This window comes from Providencia sp. PROV114 (assembly GCF_032704305.1).
GTDB lineage: Bacteria > Pseudomonadota > Gammaproteobacteria > Enterobacterales > Enterobacteriaceae > Providencia > Providencia rettgeri.
Window position 1 is genome coordinate 1,124,727 of sequence record NZ_CP120528.1, and the last position, 19,233, is coordinate 1,143,959.

Here is a 19,233-nt window from a genome sequence, read left to right on the forward strand (position 1 = left end):
CTTTTCTATACAACTTCTGTTTCTTCATGAGTTAGTTAGCAAAAATTTATTTTTTTGGGAAAAATTTGTCGATTGCTCATCAACTCTGATAAGTTTGGGATAAAGGACAACTAGAAACAAAAAAATTAAAGGTTAATACAATGAGTCAGACAAATCTTCAAATCGAACGTTTATTATCAATTATGAAGCAGCTTCGAGATCCGCAAACAGGGTGCCCATGGGATAAGGTACAAACATTTAAAACTATTGCGCCTTATACGCTTGAAGAAACTTATGAAGTGCTTGATGCGATAGAACGTGAAGATTTTAGCGACTTAAAAGGTGAGTTGGGAGACTTATTATTCCAAGTGGTTTTCTATGCGCAAATGGCGAATGAAAAATCACTCTTTGATTTTAGCGATATCTGCCAATCTGTTAGTGATAAGCTCGAACATCGCCACCCTCATATTTTCGATGCAAATAATACACTGAGTAGCACAGAAGTGATTGAGGGATGGGAAAAACGAAAAGCCAAAGAGCGAGCTGAAAAATCGCAATTTTCTGTGCTAGATGATATTCCAAATTCACTCCCAGCACTAATGAAAGCCTATAAAATTCAAAAACGTTGTGCGTCAGTTGGTTTTGACTGGGATACGCTAGGCCCTGTTGTTGGTAAAGTTCATGAAGAACTTGAAGAAGTGATGGAAGAAGCCACTCAGGCGGTTGTTGACCAGTCGCGCTTAGAAGAGGAAATTGGCGACTTATTGTTTGCAACCGTGAATTTATCACGCCATTTAGGTTATAAACCTGAAATAGCGTTGCAAAAAGCGTGTAACAAATTCGAAGGTCGTTTTCGCCAAATCGAAAAAAGCCTCGCGGAAAGTGGTAAAACGACAGAAAGTGCTACACTTAATGAGATGGAGGCACTTTGGCAGCAGGTTAAGAGCCAAGAATAAAATGGCTCGTCATATTTCGCACTACAGCGTTGTTGGCTGCGTTCGGCTACTCGGGTCACATACTTAGTGTATGTTCCCCGAGATGTCCTCTCTTGCCGCCTAGCTGTAGCACGAACTATATAGAGCCAATTCTCGTCGGGCCTCGCACTACAGCGTTGTTGGCTGCGTTCGGCTACTCGGGTCACATACTTAGTGTATGCTCCCCGAAGATATCCTCTCTTGCCGCCTAGCTGTAATGCGAACCTTGTCTGCAATTGTTTAAACCATTAGTTGTTTTAAAATCTGGCGGTTGTTGGTTTGTTCTAAAAGCACTTCATTCAATAGCACCAAACAAAGCTTCAAAAATAATGGGTGACGTGAAATATTGAGGTGTTAAATAGCGACAAGTAGAGTAAATAGTTATTCAAAATCAAAGTTAGTGCAGAATCGCATTTTTTATACCATACAATGAGCTGAAAGGATTTAGCTTTTGCATTTGAACTGTGTTAATCTATGAAAATAGACAAAGATGACTAATTTTGAAGCGATAAATAATTTTCGCTTTTAACTTGCTGATAATATTAGAGTATTGATGAAATTTAGCCTTATTATGCTTAGAACATTTGTAGCGAAATTAAGGTTCGGGTATACTGTTTTCCCGTCCTGTTATATCCATCATCTTTTAAACCTAAACTTTCAGGTTCAGCATGAAAACTAATTATATTTTTGTGACCGGCGGGGTCGTATCCTCTCTGGGTAAAGGCATTGCCGCAGCCTCTTTGGCGGCTATACTCGAAGCCCGTGGACTCAATGTGACTATTATGAAACTGGATCCCTACATCAACGTAGATCCAGGCACAATGAGCCCAACCCAACACGGGGAAGTTTTCGTTACAGAAGACGGCGCTGAAACTGACTTAGATTTGGGTCATTATGAGCGCTTCATCCGTACTAAAATGACTCGTCGTAATAACTTTACGACTGGGCGTGTTTACTCTGAAGTTCTGCGCAAAGAGCGCCGTGGCGACTACTTAGGCGCTACAATTCAAGTTATCCCTCATATCACTAATGAAATTAAAGACCGCATCATCCGTGGTGGCGAAGGCCATGACGTTGTTTTGGTTGAAGTTGGTGGTACAGTGGGTGATATTGAATCATTGCCATTCCTTGAAGCGATTCGTCAAATGGCTGCAGAAGTCGGCCGTGAGCGTACTTTATATTTGCACTTAACATTAGTGCCTTACCTTGCAGCAGCTGGTGAAGTGAAAACTAAGCCAACTCAACATTCTGTGAAAGAATTGCTGTCAATTGGTATCCAGCCAGACGTGTTAATCTGTCGCTCAGACAGAGTGATCCCAGCAAATGAACGTGCAAAAATCGCATTGTTCTGTAATGTGCCAGAGAAAGCGGTTATTTCTCTCAAAGACGTTGATTCAATTTATAAAATTCCAGCCTTGTTAAAATCACAAGGTTTGGATGAGTACATTTGTAACCGTTTTCGCATTGATGCGCCAGAAGCTAATTTATCTGAGTGGGAACAAGTTATTTACGAAGAAGCTAATCCTGCAGGTGAAGTCACCATTGGAATGGTTGGTAAATATGTTGAGTTACCAGATGCGTATAAATCTGTAATTGAAGCATTAAAACACGGTGGATTGAAAAACCGTTTAACTGTGAATATCAAATTGATTGATTCACAAGACATCGAAACGCGTGGTGTTGAGTTACTAAAAGATTTAGATGCTATTTTAGTGCCAGGCGGTTTTGGTGAGCGTGGTATTGAAGGTAAAATTCTGACTGCTCAATATGCACGTGAAAACAAGATCCCTTACTTAGGGATTTGTTTGGGTATGCAAGTTGCATTGATTGAATTTGCACGTAATGTGGCCAATATGGCAGATGCAAATTCAACAGAATTTAAAGCGGATTGTAAATTCCCAGTTGTTGCGCTGATTACAGAATGGCGTGACGAAGAGGGTAACCTTGAAGTGCGTTCAGAAGAGAGCGACCTTGGTGGAACAATGCGTGTTGGTAGTCAACCATGCCACCTAGTGAATGGTAGCCTTGTACGTGAGATGTATGGTTCAGAAACCATTATTGAACGTCACCGCCACCGTTATGAAGTGAACAACTTACTGCTGAAACGCATTGAAGATGCGGGCCTGAAAATTGCAGGTCGTTCAGTAGATAACAAGCTGGTGGAAATTATTGAAAACCCAAATCATCCATGGTTTGTGGCTTGTCAGTTCCACCCAGAGTTCACCTCTACACCAAGAGATGGTCATCCGTTGTTTGCAGGTTTTGTTAAAGCCGCTGGTAAGTACCAGAAAGGTGAGTTGAAATAAGATATGGGGAAGTCGGCGCAGGTGCACCAACTTCCCAAAATTTAACTTGTACTGAGGAAAACCTAATGTCCAAAATTGTTAAAGTGATCGGTCGTGAAATCATTGACTCTCGTGGTAACCCAACTGTAGAAGCTGAAGTTCATTTAGAAGGTGGCTTTGTTGGTTTAGCTGCAGCACCATCAGGTGCGTCAACAGGTTCTCGTGAAGCTCTGGAACTGCGTGACGGTGATAAAGCACGTTTTCTGGGTAAAGGTGTTCTGAAAGCAGTTGCTGCTGTTAATGGTCCAATCGCAGAAGCGCTGATCGGTAAAGATGCTAAAGACCAAGCTAACATCGATAAAATCATGATTGATCTCGATGGCACTGAGAACAAATCTAAATTTGGTGCAAACGCAATTCTGGCTGTATCTTTAGCAAATGCTAAAGCAGCTGCGGCAGCGAAAGGTATGCCTCTGTATGAGCACATTTCTGACCTGAATGGTACTCACGGTCAATACTCTATGCCTCTACCTATGATGAACATCATCAATGGTGGTGAGCACGCAGATAACAACGTTGATATCCAAGAATTCATGATCCAGCCTGTTGGCGCACCAACGCTGAAAGAAGCTGTTCGTATGGGTTCTGAAATTTTCCATCACTTAGCAAAAGTACTGAAATCTAAAGGTATGAACACTGCTGTAGGTGATGAAGGTGGTTATGCGCCTAACTTAGAGTCAAACGCAGCGGCATTAGCAGCAATTAAAGAGGCGGTTGAGCAAGCAGGTTATGTATTAGGTAAAGACGTAACACTGGCAATGGACTGTGCAGCATCTGAGTTCTATAACGCAGAAACAGGCAATTATGAGCTGAAAGGCGAAGGTAAAACCTTCACTTCACAAGAGTTCACTCACTATTTAGAAGAACTGACTAAACAGTACCCAATCGTATCTATTGAAGATGGTCTGAATGAGTCTGACTGGGATGGTTTCGCATACCAAACTAAAGTTCTTGGTGACAAAATCCAACTGGTTGGTGACGACCTGTTTGTAACGAACACTAAGATCTTGAAAGAAGGTATTGATAAAGGCATTGCTAACTCTATCCTGATCAAATTCAACCAAATTGGTTCTTTAACTGAAACTTTGGCTGCAATTAAAATGGCGAAAGATGCAGGCTATACAGCTGTTATCTCTCACCGTTCAGGCGAAACTGAAGATGCAACTATCGCAGATTTAGCAGTCGGTACAGCTGCAGGCCAAATCAAAACGGGTTCAATGAGCCGTTCTGACCGTGTTGCTAAATATAACCAACTGATTCGTATTGAAGAAGCATTAGGTAAAAATGCACCATTCAATGGCTTAAAAGAAGTTAAAGGCCAAGCGTAATTTTAGTTCGTTAACCAATTTATACGAAAGGAAGCCGATGGCTTCCTTTTTTTTCGACTGAAACCTTTGCTGAGGAAGCCATTTTTACTATATATTCCCAGTAATTTATGATTATCTCTAATGTATCATAATAAATTTGATTGGATTTTTAGTAAGCTTAATGATTGATCAGCCTTTTATTGACTCACTTTATATTTAATAATCAATTTAAAATCAATCAATTAGATAGTTGATTGATATACGTCTCTTTAGAAATAATATGCTAATTTATAGTAGCTATTTTAGTATTTAATTCTTCGATTTTTACGAGTGAATGGGTAGGTTTTTTGGAGTTTACATGAAAAACGATGAAATTATACGGTGTAGATCGCACTTTTAGTTCCTCCACATTTTAATTTCATACAATTAACTTTATATTCCAGCTCTTGCAAAAAAATATTAACAATAATACTCGAAAATAATTTGCTTCCGAGCTAATGGAGTTTACATGGACGCTTCCGAATCCCTACAACCAGCGGTCAGCCCGACCCCATCCAATAAACGGGGTTGGATCATTTTAGCGGTTGATATTGTTCTACTGATCTTACTTTTAAAATATTTGCCTTTTGATGACAAGGCAAATGCAGGCCTTGCAATGATGGTTTTCATTGGTGTGCTTTGGCTAACTGAAGCTATCCATGTCACTATTACTGCACTTTGTATTCCTATCTTAGCGGTTGGGCTTGGATTAATGAATACTGGGGAAGCGCTTAAATCATTCGCAAACCCAATTATTTTCCTATTCTTCGGTGGCTTTGCTTTAGCGACGGCTTTGCATATTCAAGGCTTAGACCGTCTAATTGCTAACCGCTTACTAATGGCTGCACGTGGTCGTTTATCAGTCGCAGTATTACTGTTGTTTGGTGTTACCGCGCTGCTATCAATGTGGATTAGTAACACAGCAACTGCTGCAATGATGTTACCCCTTGTATTAGGTATTTTATCTAATCTCGATGTACGTCATGAACGTAATACGTTTGTGTTTGTTTTATTAGGTGTTGCTTATAGTGCCAGTATTGGTGGTCTAGGAACTATTGTGGGTAGCCCACCAAACGCAATTGCCGCTGCTGCATTAGGTTTAGATTTCTTATCGTGGATGAAATACGGCATTCCAATCATGGTAGTTTTACTACCGATGATGTTTGTATTGATGTACATGATGTTACGCCCAAATCTGAAACACCGTTTTGAAATTGAATTAGAGCATGTTAAATGGAATGGCAAACGTATTACAGCAATGGGGATCTTCCTATTTGCGGTAGTTTGTTGGATCACCAGTACGTTTATTAGTGAAGCACTTGGTGGTGTGAAGGATCTCGACACCATTATTGCTATGATTGCTGCAATTTTGATTGGTATAACAGGGGTTGCTAGTTGGTCACAAATCCAAAAAAATACCGAGTGGGGCGTATTGATGCTGTTCGGTGGGGGGTTGACTCTCAGTGCAATTTTAAGTTCTTCAGGCGCTAGTAAAATTATGGCTGACTGGATGCAGATGACATTTGGGACAAGTCATTGGTTTGTGATTATCTTAGCGGTGACAACCTTTATTATCATCCTGACTGAATTTACGAGTAATACTGCAAGTGCCGCCCTGTTAGTTCCTATTTTTGCTACTGTTGCGGAAGCATTAGGTATGCCAGTTATTGTATTAACTATGATTATTGGTATTGGTGCCTCTTGTGCGTTTATGTTGCCTGTTGCGACTCCGCCAAATGCGATTGTATTTGGTTCTGGTTATATCAGGCAAATTGAAATGGTACGGGTCGGTGCAGTTCTGAACGTAGCATGTATTATTGTTATCTCTCTATTTGCTTGGTTCTTTTGGCTATAAAGCAAACAAGAAAAATCACTAAATTGATTTTAGCTAAAAGTATAAAGTGAGAGAAACACATTTTTATTTCACTTTCCCAACGACCTACGGGCTCATTAAAAATGAGCCCGTTTTTCATTACTGTGCGACAAGCACTTGCTGATTTTTCCCTATTTGTATTTTACCTGTGCCGTGCATTACAAAATCACTGTCGCCACGTAATGAAAAATTCATTGTTTGTATCAAACCTTTGATATCAATTGTATTTTGAGGACAAAGGAAGCTGTCTTTACACTGATATTGATGGCTTTCAAATGAAATAAGCCGGCCTAATAGCTTGGTATTTTCTCCCAGTTCTAGGTGGCTGCCTTGGCTATAAGGTGTATCCGTTTTAAATTTAGAGCCTGAGTGAATGACTGCTTCTCGTGGGGAAATTGAAGCACTTCCGGATGTACTCAGATAATTTTGAACCGCAGCCGTAATATTTAGTGCATTTTGTAGTTTTATTCGATCGGCGAACACATTCAGTTTAGAAAGCTGTAACGGGCTGGCATGCTGTTGGCTGATGTTGATTTGGCTTGCGGGGCTAACTGAGAATTTCAATTGACTGTATTCATCTAGTGCTTTTGCTTCAAGCTGCTTCGTTTCTTTATTTTTAACATATTGTTTTTCTAACTTACCTGCAATTAAAGATAAGCTATTAATATTACTTATGGAGCCATCAGCCCATGAGATCCCATTGGGATTAGCAATAATTAGGTTCGCGGCTTGTCCTTTAATACCGAGGACACCTTTAATTTTACTTTCTTCTGTTCCTGTCACTTCAGCCAATATTAGTTTTGCAGCTTTGTTTGCAAGTTGATTATTATCATTAATATCATTATTAAAAATGAGGCCATGATCATTAGAAGATAAACTCTCAAAAGAGTTAAATGAAATATGATTTTTTAGAGGAGCTTCGATATTAATTAATTTTGCTTTAGATACATCGGCTTGAGAAAAGGAAGAAAAACTCAAACATGATAAAAAAGAGTTTGTTAGAAAGATAAATTGCATTTTTTTATTCATTACGTTTCCTTGTAATAATAACCCTAATAGGTGTAATTAAATATAATCTATTTTATTTTTCATTAGTATATTAAAATTTAACATGGATGCTATAAAAATAATTATTTTAAATTTTAATGATGCAAAATTAAAATCAACAACGATTAGTTGGGTAAGTGTAACAAATAGAGTTGCAAGTGTAGATATTAAATCATTTAAGTCACATTCCTACAATTTATAATAAAGTTGATGTTCAATTCGTTTTACTAGGATATAACGGCAATCATCAGGTAAAAAATCGCTCGTTTATATCGATATACCCAAGTACTCATCTAAAGCAAAATTTTTATTTACACGTACACTTTCTGATAGTTTTGTGATCGTTACTGAACTAAATGAAACAACTTATCGGGTCTATCATGATGGGAGAATTAATAGTTCGATTCCTTTTGATAATGTAGTGATGGCGTAGATTACAAAGATTACCAAATAAAAAATGCTAGTCTAATGACCGGTATCAGACTGATACCGAACATATTATGTTTGGTAGTAAATCTAATAGGCTATTGAGAATAAACTAGAAATATCACTAAATTGATTTTCCCCTATCTGTATTTTATCTGTGCTACATATTACAAAATAACCGTCGCCACGTAATGAAAAATTCATTGTTTGTACCAGCACCTTGATATCAATGGTATTTTGAAGCTAAAGAAAACTGTCTTGACACTGATATTGATAGCTCTCAAATGAAATGAACCGGCCTAATAGCTTGGTATTTTCCCCCAGTTCTATCGGCTAAGATATTAAGTTTAGAAAGTTGTATTCTTATTGCTTATATAATCCCTGTAAAAGATAATGATAGCTATTATATTTATTTTATTATTTGTTTAATGATTGTTAATGGAATTATTTTTTATAAAATGTAATTCTTGATATGTGGAGATGCTCTTATATAACATAGGTAAATAAAAGGATTTAATTATATGTTTAATAATAGTTGTTTATTAAAAAATTCCATTTATAAAATGGATGAAATTAAAAAAAATAATAATTTTCTAATTATTAATACAGAATCATTATTAATAATTCGCCAAATAAAACAAATTTTACTGAGAACAGTGCAAGAGATGGGCTATGATACAGTTAACTCTAATTTAGTTGCACAAGTACTGCGTGATAGTCGTTTAAAATCTGGATTATTTGGCAGTATGCCACTTAAAAATAGTCCAGCAAGTCCTGATGTTAAGAACTTTCTTGCAGACACATTATCGTTTACCCGCTTGCATGCGATTAGTGGGGATAGCATGACAACAATGGGTAAAATACCACCTTATGGACGTGCACACTTAGTTAAAATTGGTCCGAATAGTTATGCGGTTGAATATAGATATGAGCCTTCAAGCATCTCGCCTTCATTAGCATTCCATGCTTATTTTTTAGGTTATAACGGGGCTAATCAGTCCAGTGCAACGCCTGCTTATGTTGATATACCTATTCAGGCTGCTGAGGATAGTTTTTTATTCACGGGCTCTTTAACAGGGTGCTCCGTTATTGTTACTAAGCTGAATGAAACAACCTATCGTGTTTATCATGATGGCCGTGTGAATAGTTCTATATTGTATGATAATGTTGTAATGGCATTTGATTATATGGACTACCAAGTTCCAGGCTCTGATGAAGGCCTTGCGATGGCGTATATGTATTTTAAGGATGGCCATTGGCGGTTATTATTACAAAAGCAAGAATATGAATTGATCAATGGAACACCTATTCCTAAGCTACGTAACAACGAAAGTTCTATGATAGGTTATTATGTTGATAATCAATTTTCCGAGAAACAATTAGAAAAATTCAATCGATATCGCCATGCATCACAAAATAAATTAAAAGAAATAGCAAAGGAATTTGGTATAAATACGGACCAGGTTTCAGAAGGTGAATATATTGATGGGGGGTTTTCGCTGGAGAACTCAGCAATAAAATCATGGGTTGATTTAAATGGCAAGGTTAAAAAGAAAATTTATGATAAAATCAATCAATTAATTAAACAAATTGATGATTTTAAAGTTGAATTAAACAATCTAAAGAGTAAGTCAATACGAAGTAATGACGAAAATATAAGGATCGATAAATTAATATCAATTCTGGAAATAAAAAAAATTATTAAAGATTACTATTCTCAAAAACATTTATCGATATTAACTGAGTCATTATCTGTAGAAAGAAGCTGGTTATGGCTACAAATAAAAAATAAGACTGGAATTGACTCTGTTGTTCAAGTCGTAAATGAAGAACTTGGTAACGGTGTTACGAATATAGCGCTAAATAAAGAATATAAATTGGCGGTGATGCGAGATCGTAATATTGCTAATGATAAATTTAATGAAGGTTATGATAACTATAATAAAACTGATATTCGAGGCTTTAATCAAGAAATGACTTCATCAGAGATGATGGCTCTATATTTAAATCCTGAATTGAGCGTGACAGAACGTGGCGCATTGTATAGGCATATTCAAAATACGATAGATAACGAAGGTCGTCATCAAATTTTAGAAAATACGAGGGAAATAAATGAATTATTTAAGAGAGAGGGCAGTATAAATTCTAGGCTATCCCCCCAAGATTTTTATTTACCTTTAATGGGAGATATGTCAGATGGTCGCTGTTATCCGCTTGTTAGAGCTATGGCTGTTGCATTAGAGGAGAATGGGCCAAATGGTAGTAATGTACTACTCGACAAACTCTTTTTAGCTGCCGCATCACCAACAGATAACAGCTCAATTCTATTAAAAAAATCATTAATAAGGCTTCATTCAAATATTGAAGCGGTACAGTCTTCGAGTTCTCAAGGTAACCTAGATTTAAATGCTATTGAGGCTAGATTAACTGAGGGGAATGCAACGAAAATGTATGCCTTAAATAGCCAGAAGCATGCGATGATGTTGGGGAAAATTGTATATGAAGATAGTGTAACCTATTATTTTTACGATCCTAATTTCGGTATATTCACATTTGAAAGTAGTCATAAACTTTTTTCAGCTCTAAATAAGTTTATGATAAATAAAAAAATGGCTAAATTATATGTTGCTTTAGGCTCTGATTCGAAACCTATTTTTGAATTAATTTCTATTGATGTTGACGGGATGAGAAATGTGGCAGTGGGCGGGGGATTAGTCGTATCAGATTTATCTAATACAGATGATTTGAATCTTGTTGCTGAAAGGCGTAAAAATACGATTAAATTTATTGAAAATCAAATACGAATCACTAAAGAGTTAAATATAAAAGCATCGTTAACAATTTTGACCGCTGAACGATGGGGGGACAAAATTGAGAGAGTATTTAATGAGATATCTGAACAGTATCAATTAGATGAAACATGGTTACCTAATTTTTCTAGTATAGAAATGACTGAGGAGGGAAAATACCGCATTCAATTTATTAATAAAGACATCGCATTTCGAGAGCGCTGGATTGAAACAACAGATAGTACTTTGATGGAATTTAAAGAGTACTTTAATGAAAATATAAATACATTTGAACAAAGCTACGAATTTCACCATTCTGAATTACGGCGCCGAGGTGGCATAGGTAATGCGGAACATGTTGATGGAATGAACATGGGAATGGCCGTTCACGCATTAATTCAGTGGGCTGCGAATAAAAATAGACAAAACATAAGCAGTGGCATGTCATCAAATTTAGCGGAAGCATTAAAAATTCATGCTTATGTCACTTATAGTATGATGGCGCATGGTGCAGTAAATGATGTGACAAAGGTTGTAAAGTTAGTTAAAACGCTTTGGTGTGAGGAGGCGGGAATTACCCACTCTGCGATGAAGACTTTTTCATCATCATTTGCCCGGGTAGCTAATGAAGGGATCGGTACTGTTTTTCAAGGCGCAATGGTTGGGTTTGATATTTATGAATTAACACATGCAGAAAATGATCCACAAAAGGCTGTATTTGGAACTCAGCTGGCATTCGATTCAGCAAGTTTACTATTAAGTGGTGCAACAATTGGTGCAGGTATTGTCGGAGCTACAGAGGCAGCTGCTGTATTTGGTGGTGTGGGTGTGATTGTTGGTGGCCTCGGAATTGGAATTGTGGGACTAGCACGTGCATATGCTGAAATTGGCGAGCATGCGAAAGAAGTTGGGGTCTACTTCCAACATTTAGATGATGCGTATAGTGGGAATGGATTTGATTATCAAATAGATAATAAAAGTGGTAAACGGATCTTAGTTCCACGTCCTTTGGCTGTATTTGATCGTATTGACTTACGCTCAAAAAAAATTAACTTTGATAGCCAGTATCTCTACCGTACACAGCCCCATCGCAGTGGAAATGGTAGTGGGCGCAAAGATTATATTGCTTGGGCAGCGTATCTTCCCTATTCGGTGGTTGATAAAAAACAAGCCATTAATATTCGAGAAGGACTTGGTTATCAGAGCAAGCATGACATTCCATTTCAAGAGACAGATACCGTTATTTTACCAGGGGTGCCAAAGTCATATATTAATTATTCTTTTAATCTATTTCCAGGTGCATTGACTCGTTATGATTATGGTTTTAATGTTTTGCGGAGATTAGAAGAAACAGATAAATTTGATTATGATTTTTATTCTTTTCCTGGTGAGTATATTATAACTAGAATTTATCATGAATATGTCAGTACCAAAACAAATATTATTTTACCCATAAATAAAGCACATATTGCCGTGCCTAAAATATCCAGTGAATGGTATGGGAAACTATCTTATAACCTTAGCGGAGCGGGTGGTGAATATATTATTAGTATTAACCATGGTGTTAATATTACATTAATAAATGATTCAAATTTTAAGCATAATTCAAAATGGGTTATTGATACAAGTTTGATTGATGGCGGTGATCCTACAGTAGAAGTTAATGATGGTTATCTAAGAATTGGCAGTTTAAATATAAATATTGATCCAAGTGCCTTATCTGATCAAGTTATTTTAGTTAATTCAGAGCATGAAGTTCGTGAGGTAGATTTTAAAAATAAACTCATTCAAGTTATCAGAGAGGATGGTCGACAGTGGAGTAATAAAGGCCAGTCAATTGAACAGCACCTAAATGAATTGGCTGATAAACACCAATTGCACGGTAACTTTATTGTAGTTGATGATTATATATATGGTAAGAAAAATGTTGGGAGAGCTTTTTATGAGGTCGCAACAAAAAGAATGCTTTTTACTAATTCAATAAATAAAATCTATCATTCGCCTACACTCGGAACTATTGATGCAGAGTATGCCTATTTCTTTTCTCAGGAAGAAAATATTATTTGGCGGAGCAATATTAATAATGGTGGTCAACTCGATAATAATTATTATTTAGCTGATGAGAAATCATCACCGTTTAAAGTACATAAGCTATGGAGGGAGCATGAAAATATTTATTTTAGTTTAACTCATCATGATAATAATGACGAAATTTTCACTAAATATAAAATAGATGGAAAAAAATCTGAACTCGTTAATATTTTTAATAGTAGTAAGCTGTTAGAATATTTAGCGAATTCACCAACAAAAATAAATAGTTCGGGATACCATATTTTAAAAATGTATTATAATGTACCTAATGATCGTTACAGTCAAAATCTTAGCGAAGTAGAATCTGATAAGTTAGATTTTTCTACGTTAAATCTTGCAAAGATAGTAACTATTGATGGTAAAGATGAAAATGGTATCAATCGTCGTTATTGGCTACGTCGTGACACAAATACTTTAATTAAGGTTAACCTTGGTGTAAATAAATATACAAAGGTTGTTGAAAACCCTGCTGATTTAACACTTGTTGGTAGTTTAATTGACGACAGTGAAACGGAAGTGTTCTTTTTCTATAGTAAAGAAAAAGATAGATTATATCGTCAAGAAGGCTTGGGGCAAGATGTATTTGATATCAACAATCCAACAACAAAGGTTATCACACAAGAAATATACGGACACTCAATCCCGATTACACAAATAAACACTGTTTTTAATTGGAATGGAAATATTATTGTTATAAGAAAGTCAGGAAAGATACAGCAAGTTAATGCGGATGGTAGTATAGATATAGTCGCATTTAATGAGCATTGGTTAAAAACATTAGATTCATCTAATTGGTTATCAAAGCTTGACGACAACTATAATGGAACAAAACAGGCAATTGCTTTATTGGGATTAAGGCGCTCAGATGAGAGTATCATTCCTGCATGGTACTTTGATCGCAAATTTATTATTGCTCACTCTTTGTTATCAGAACATGAGCTACAATTTTTAGGATTTGATTCAGATAATCAAAACGGGTTTATATTTGATAGAAATACCGGTAAATTATATAGTCAGCAAGTTGTTAATATTGATACTATGCGACATTCATTCGGTGTTATTAATACCTATATGAGTTCAAATAATAATATAGCTGATAGCATTAAAATATACCCAGAGTTAGTATTTAAAAATATTAAGAAAATTGATAATGGCTTCATGATGCTAACGGATAAGAACGAAATACTTTATCAGCCTGACAATGGAACAAAAGAATCGAACAAGATAGGCGCTTCATTTGTAATTAAAGGAACGCATGAGGCAGATATCATTAATCCATCTAAAATAGCTCATGTTGATACATTAATATTAAGTGGTGGAGAAGGGGGGGATACATATGAATTTAGTGTAGATGCTTGGAAAGCTTATCGTGCCATTATTATTGATAATAACGCAAAAGATAATGCTGTAGATGATATTATTATACCGTCAGTTGACAATTGGAGAAAGATGTTCATTAACCGGCAAGGTAATGATCTCATTATTACAGATATCCATAATGACACATCGTTAATATTACGTGAAGCCTATGGTTCAAAATCTGAGTCTTATCGCCACTTGATGATTAAAATAGCGCAGGAGCATGATTATATAGTACTCGATAATCTAGTTAACAAGCTAAAGGAAAATTACGGATTAATGTATTTATCGACATATTTTAATGAAAGAGCAAAACGACAGTCAGACTCTACCGATATTATAGATTTATTAACGGATAGAATAAATTTTATGCGTCACATAGAACAATTAAATGTAGATATTATGCTAGACGGAAAAAATGAACGAACTGAACTTATACCAATTGGCTTATCAAGCCAAATTAATTTGGCTTGATTTTTTATTTTTGTCCACTGGGATGATGTATTAGAGCGCATTATAGGAATCAGCATTTAGATAAAAAAAGAGCCACATTTAGTGGCTCTTTTTGTCATTCATCAGCGTTTATTGAGCTGTTGGTGGGTGACTGTGTTCAATGTCCTCTGATTTCTTCGAGAAACGGCGACGGATCACCACGAAGAATACAGGAACGAAGAAGATAGCCAGCGAGGTTGCTGCGAACATACCCCCAAGAACACCAGTACCTACTGAGTTCTGGGATGCAGAACCTGCACCATTACTAAATACCAGTGGGATAACACCTAACATAAATGCTAGAGATGTCATCAGAATTGGTCGTAAACGCATTTTAACTGCATTCAGTGTTGCTTCGACTAACCCTTTGCCTTCTTTTTCCATCAAGTCTTTGGCGAATTCAACAATCAATATTGCGTTTTTCGCCGATAGCCCAATGGTGGTTAAGAGGCCCACTTTAAAGTAAACGTCGTTGTCTAAACCACGAACACTGGTGAACAATAACGCACCAATAATACCTAATGGAACCACTAACATAACTGAGAATGGAACAGACCAGCTTTCATATAGAGCAGCCAGACACAGGAATACCACTATCAAAGAAATCGCATACAGTGCAGGGGCTTGGTTACCTGCTAAACGTTCTTGATAAGACATACCCGTCCACTCGTAACCAATTCCTTCAGGCAGGTTTTCAGTGGTGAGTTTTTCCATTAACAGCATCGCATCACCCGTACTTTGTCCCGGAGCTGCTTGGCCTTGAATATTCATCGCAGGGACACCGTTATAACGTTCTAAACGTGGTGAACCATACTTCCAAGGATCTTTGGATTCGTCCATAAATGCAGAGAACGGAACCATTTTACCTTGGTTATTACGAACATACAGGTTACTGATGTCAGAAGGTAACATACGGCTTTCTGCGTCACCTTGTACGTAAACTTTCTTCACACGACCACGGTCGATAAAGTCATTCACGTAGCTTCCACCAAACATAGAACTCAATGTTGCGTTGATATCACTGATAGCGACACCTTGAGCCTGTGCTTTTTGTTGGTCAATATAAATACGGTATTGCGAGGTATCATCCTGACCATTTGGGCGAACACCTTGAAGCATTTCTGGGTGCTGAGCCGCCAATCCAAGCAACTGGTTACGGGCTTGCATTAGTTTATCATGCCCCAAGTTACCTTTATCAACTAACTCGAAGTCAAACCCGTCTGCGGTACCTAACTCAACAATTGCGGGTAGGTTAAAGGCGTAAATCAATGCTTCTTGTTTTTTTGACAGTGCGATATTCGCACGCTGTACAATCGCATCAACGTGGTTTTCATCGCCTTTACGTTCGCTCCAATTTTTCAGAACGACGAAGGCAAGACCCATATTTTGTCCTTGACCTGCGAAGCTAAAGCCCCCAACGGTAAAGACCGATTCAACGTTTTTAGCTTCTTCGGTATGGTAGTAGTTATTCACTTCATCTAGTACCGCTTGGGTTTGTTCTTGCGTTGATCCCGGTGGTAATTGGATCATTGACAAGAATACCCCCTGGTCTTCCGCCGGTAAGAAGGAAGACGGTAAGCGAACGAACATGAACGCCATACCAACCACTAACAGCAGGTAAATGACGAGATAACGACCAGTACCGTTAAGCATACGGCTTACACTGTCGGTGTAGTGGTGTGCTTGTTTTTCAAATGTACGGTTAAACCACCCAAAGAACCCTTTCTGGCTACCATGGCTGCCTTTTTCAATTGGCTTCAACATGGTGGCGCACAGTGCTGGCGTTAAGATCATCGCAACCAGTACTGATAAGATCATGGAGGATACAATGGTAATTGAGAACTGACGGTAAATTGCCCCTGTAGAACCCCCAAAGAAGGCCATAGGGATAAATACCGCAGACAGCACCATTGCAATACCGACTAACGCACCTTGGATTTGACCCATTGATTTTTTGGTCGCTTCTTTTGGTGATAAGCCTTCTTCTTGCATAACACGCTCAACGTTCTCAACAACAACGATGGCGTCATCGACGAGAAGCCCGATGGCGAGTACCATCGCAAACATGGTCAACGTGTTTATGGAATAACCAAATGCCGACAAGATAGCAAAGGTACCTAACAATACGACAGGTACTGCAATCGTTGGTATCAGTGTTGCACGGATGTTTTGTAGGAACAAATACATTACAACAACAACCAGCATGATTGCTTCTACTAACGTTTTAACCACTTCGTTAATTGAAATTTTAACGAATGGGGTTGTATCGTATGGATAAACAATCTCTAACCCTTGAGGGAAGAAAGGTTTCATTTCCTCAAGCGCGGCACGAACGTTATTAGACGTATCTAATGCGTTCGCTCCCGTTGCCAGTTTAATACCGATACCTGCTGCTGGCTTACCATTAAAGCGGGCAATCGTACTATAGTTTTCAGCACCTAATTGGACCTCAGCAACATCCTTAATACGTACTTGTGAACCATCTTGGTTTACACGTAATAAAATATTGCTAAATTCTTCAGGGCTATTTAACCGTGTCTGCGCAATGATAGAAACGTTTAAACGCTGATTTGCTACAGATGGTGAACCACCGAGTTGTCCTGCTGCGACTTGGTTATTTTGAACCTTGATCGCATTAATGACATCTGTGGTGGTCATGTTGTACTTAACAAGTTGCTCTGGTTTTAGCCAAATACGCATTGCATATTGGGTACCGAACAGTTGAGTTTCATCTACACCGTTAACTCGGCTAAGTGGGTCTTTAATATTTGACCCTACATAGTCGGCAATATCATATTGCCCCATTGAGCCATCGTTAGAAACGAAACCCGCAACCATTAAGAATGAACTAGTTGATTTATCGACACTAATACCTTGTTGCTGAACTTCTTGTGGCAACAATGGCATCGCCAGTTGCAATTTGTTTTGCACTTGTACTTGCGCGATATCACCATCAGTTCCTGCTTCAAATGTCAGCGTAATGCTAGCAGAACCTGATGAATCACTGCTCGATGACATATATACCAAGTTATCGATACCGTTCATGTTCTGTTCGATAACCTGCGTTACTGTATTTTGTACCGTCTCAGCATCCGCTCCCGGATAGTTAGCTGAAATAGAAACAGCCGGTGGCGCGATGGTCGGGTACTGCGAAACAGGTAACTGGATAATTGCCAACAGACCAGCAAGCATGGTGATAATAGCAATTACCCACGCAAAAATTGGTCTTTCTATAAAAAACTTAGGCATTAATCAGCCGCTCCCTTATTTAGACTTTTCTTCAGGTTTTGCCTGATTGTCTATGGATTGCGTTTCTAAGTTTGCTTCCTTAGGATTCACAACAATTCCTGGTTTGATTTTTTGTAAGCCGATGACAATGACACGATCACCTGCTTTTAGACCTTCAGTTACCAGCCATTTGTTGCCAACTGCTTGTCCTGCTTTAACTTTTCTGACTTCAACTTTATTCTCAGCGTCAACAACCATGACTTGAGAAGTTCCTTGAGCCGTACGAGATAAACCTTGTTGCGGAACTAGAATCGCATTATCAATAACACCATCTTCTAATACAGCACGAACAAACATACCTGGAAGTAATTCTTTGTTCGGGTTAGGGAACATGGCTCTCATCGTGATAGACCCTGTTGTTTCATCAACAGTGACATCAGAGAATTCCAGAACACCTTTTTGTGCGTATTCTTGACCGTTGTTGTTGATCAAGCTGACAGGTGCTTTTCCTGATTCCCGCTGTACAGCGCCTTTCGCTATCTCATTTTTGAGGCGTAAGAAATCGTCACTTGATTGTGTTACGTCAACATAGATAGGATCAAGTTGCTGAACACGCATTAATTCAGTGGTTTGCCCTGTTGATACTAAAGCCCCTTCAGTCACATTCGATTTGCCAGTACGGCCGCTAATCGGTGCAGTCACTTTGGTATAATTCAGGTTGATACGTGCAGTTTCAACCGCCGCTTCAGCCGCTTTGACGGCAGCGAGTGCTTGCGCATAGGTTGACGTTGCTTGGTCGTATTCCTGACGACTAATGTAATTAGTCCCTAACAATGGTTTATAACGCTTCACCGTTAATGCAGCCAGATTCGCATTAGCTTGTGCTTTTGCTAGCTCCGCTTTTGCGCTGTCATAGGTTGCTTGGAATGGTGCCGGGTCAATTTGGTATAAAGATGTCCCTGCTTCTACGTCGCTACCTTCTTTATAGTTGCGCTTCAATATGATGCCACTAACCTGAGGGCGAACCTCGGCAACACGAAATGCGGATGTTCGGCCTGGTAACTCGGTTTTGAGCGTCAGAGGTTCGGCTTTAAGCGTAACAATTCCTACTTCAGGCGCCGGGCGTTCTCCGCCACCTTGTTGTTCATCGTTACAACCGGATAGAGCCAAGCCACCTGAAAGAACTAACAGAGCCAGAGGTAACACCCCTCTGTTTTTTCGCATAAGTTAACCTCAATTAATCAATATGAGTTCAAAACAAAAATAAGAAAAATGGTAAACAAT

Annotated in this window: 8 protein-coding genes; 5 read left to right on the top strand and 3 right to left on the bottom strand. The window is 38.1% G+C overall.

Annotated elements, in window-relative coordinates; all coding sequences use genetic code 11:
* Positions 1 to 140: 140 nt before the first annotated feature.
* From mazG to P3L37_RS04890, 4 genes are all read left to right on the top strand, one after another.
* Positions 141 to 935: a nucleoside triphosphate pyrophosphohydrolase gene (gene mazG / locus P3L37_RS04875; RefSeq protein ID WP_109912054.1), complete on the top strand. Its 795-nt coding sequence runs from the start codon at positions 141 to 143 to the stop codon at positions 933 to 935.
* A 686-nt stretch (positions 936 to 1,621) separates the two neighbouring features.
* Complete coding sequence (gene pyrG / locus P3L37_RS04880; protein WP_004913671.1) at positions 1,622 to 3,259, top strand: glutamine hydrolyzing CTP synthase; 1,638 nt, start codon at positions 1,622 to 1,624, stop codon at positions 3,257 to 3,259.
* A 65-nt stretch (positions 3,260 to 3,324) separates the two neighbouring features.
* Positions 3,325 to 4,626, top strand: coding sequence for a phosphopyruvate hydratase (gene eno / locus P3L37_RS04885; RefSeq protein ID WP_004260453.1), 1,302 nt, complete (start codon positions 3,325 to 3,327; stop codon positions 4,624 to 4,626).
* Between the two features lie 487 nt (positions 4,627 to 5,113).
* Complete coding sequence (locus P3L37_RS04890) at positions 5,114 to 6,499, top strand: DASS family sodium-coupled anion symporter (RefSeq protein ID WP_004913667.1); 1,386 nt, start codon at positions 5,114 to 5,116, stop codon at positions 6,497 to 6,499.
* Between the two features lie 117 nt (positions 6,500 to 6,616).
* Here P3L37_RS04890 and P3L37_RS04895 read toward each other — a convergent pair whose 3' ends face one another.
* A complete protein-coding gene (locus P3L37_RS04895) occupies positions 6,617 to 7,546 on the bottom strand; it encodes a filamentous hemagglutinin N-terminal domain-containing protein (RefSeq protein WP_231136892.1) in 930 nt (309 codons plus the stop codon).
* A 965-nt stretch (positions 7,547 to 8,511) separates the two neighbouring features.
* On the opposite strand from P3L37_RS04895, the gene P3L37_RS04900 reads away from it, so the two are divergent.
* A complete protein-coding gene (locus tag P3L37_RS04900; RefSeq protein WP_272667438.1) occupies positions 8,512 to 14,703 on the top strand; it encodes a TcdA/TcdB pore-forming domain-containing protein in 6,192 nt (2,063 codons plus the stop codon).
* 108 nt (positions 14,704 to 14,811) lie between these two features.
* Here the strand turns inward: P3L37_RS04900 and P3L37_RS04905 are convergent, their stop codons facing one another.
* Positions 14,812 to 17,970 carry an efflux RND transporter permease subunit gene (locus P3L37_RS04905; RefSeq protein ID WP_272667437.1) on the bottom strand — a complete coding sequence of 1,053 codons (3,159 nt, stop codon included), beginning with the start codon at positions 17,968 to 17,970 and terminating at the stop codon, positions 14,812 to 14,814.
* Between the two features lie 15 nt (positions 17,971 to 17,985).
* Positions 17,986 to 19,173 (bottom strand): efflux RND transporter periplasmic adaptor subunit, encoded by a 1,188-nt coding sequence (locus tag P3L37_RS04910; RefSeq protein ID WP_004913654.1) that lies wholly within the window; start codon positions 19,171 to 19,173, stop codon positions 17,986 to 17,988.
* Positions 19,174 to 19,233: the final 60 nt, after the last annotated feature.

What these genes read in the sequence shown, in the direction of transcription:
- pyrG (WP_004913671.1), top strand. Translation starts at nt 1,622, where the DNA reads ATGAAAACTAATTATATTTTTGTGACCGGCGGGGTCGTATCCTCTCTG.
- mazG (WP_109912054.1), top strand. Translation starts at nt 141, where the DNA reads ATGAGTCAGACAAATCTTCAAATCGAACGTTTATTATCAATTATGAAG.
- P3L37_RS04895 (WP_231136892.1), bottom strand. Translation starts at nt 7,546, where the DNA reads ATGAATAAAAAAATGCAATTTATCTTTCTAACAAACTCTTTTTTATCA.
- P3L37_RS04890 (WP_004913667.1), top strand. Translation starts at nt 5,114, where the DNA reads ATGGACGCTTCCGAATCCCTACAACCAGCGGTCAGCCCGACCCCATCC.
- P3L37_RS04900 (WP_272667438.1), top strand. Translation starts at nt 8,512, where the DNA reads ATGTTTAATAATAGTTGTTTATTAAAAAATTCCATTTATAAAATGGAT.
- eno (WP_004260453.1), top strand. Translation starts at nt 3,325, where the DNA reads ATGTCCAAAATTGTTAAAGTGATCGGTCGTGAAATCATTGACTCTCGT.
- P3L37_RS04905 (WP_272667437.1), bottom strand. Translation starts at nt 17,970, where the DNA reads ATGCCTAAGTTTTTTATAGAAAGACCAATTTTTGCGTGGGTAATTGCT.
- P3L37_RS04910 (WP_004913654.1), bottom strand. Translation starts at nt 19,173, where the DNA reads ATGCGAAAAAACAGAGGGGTGTTACCTCTGGCTCTGTTAGTTCTTTCA.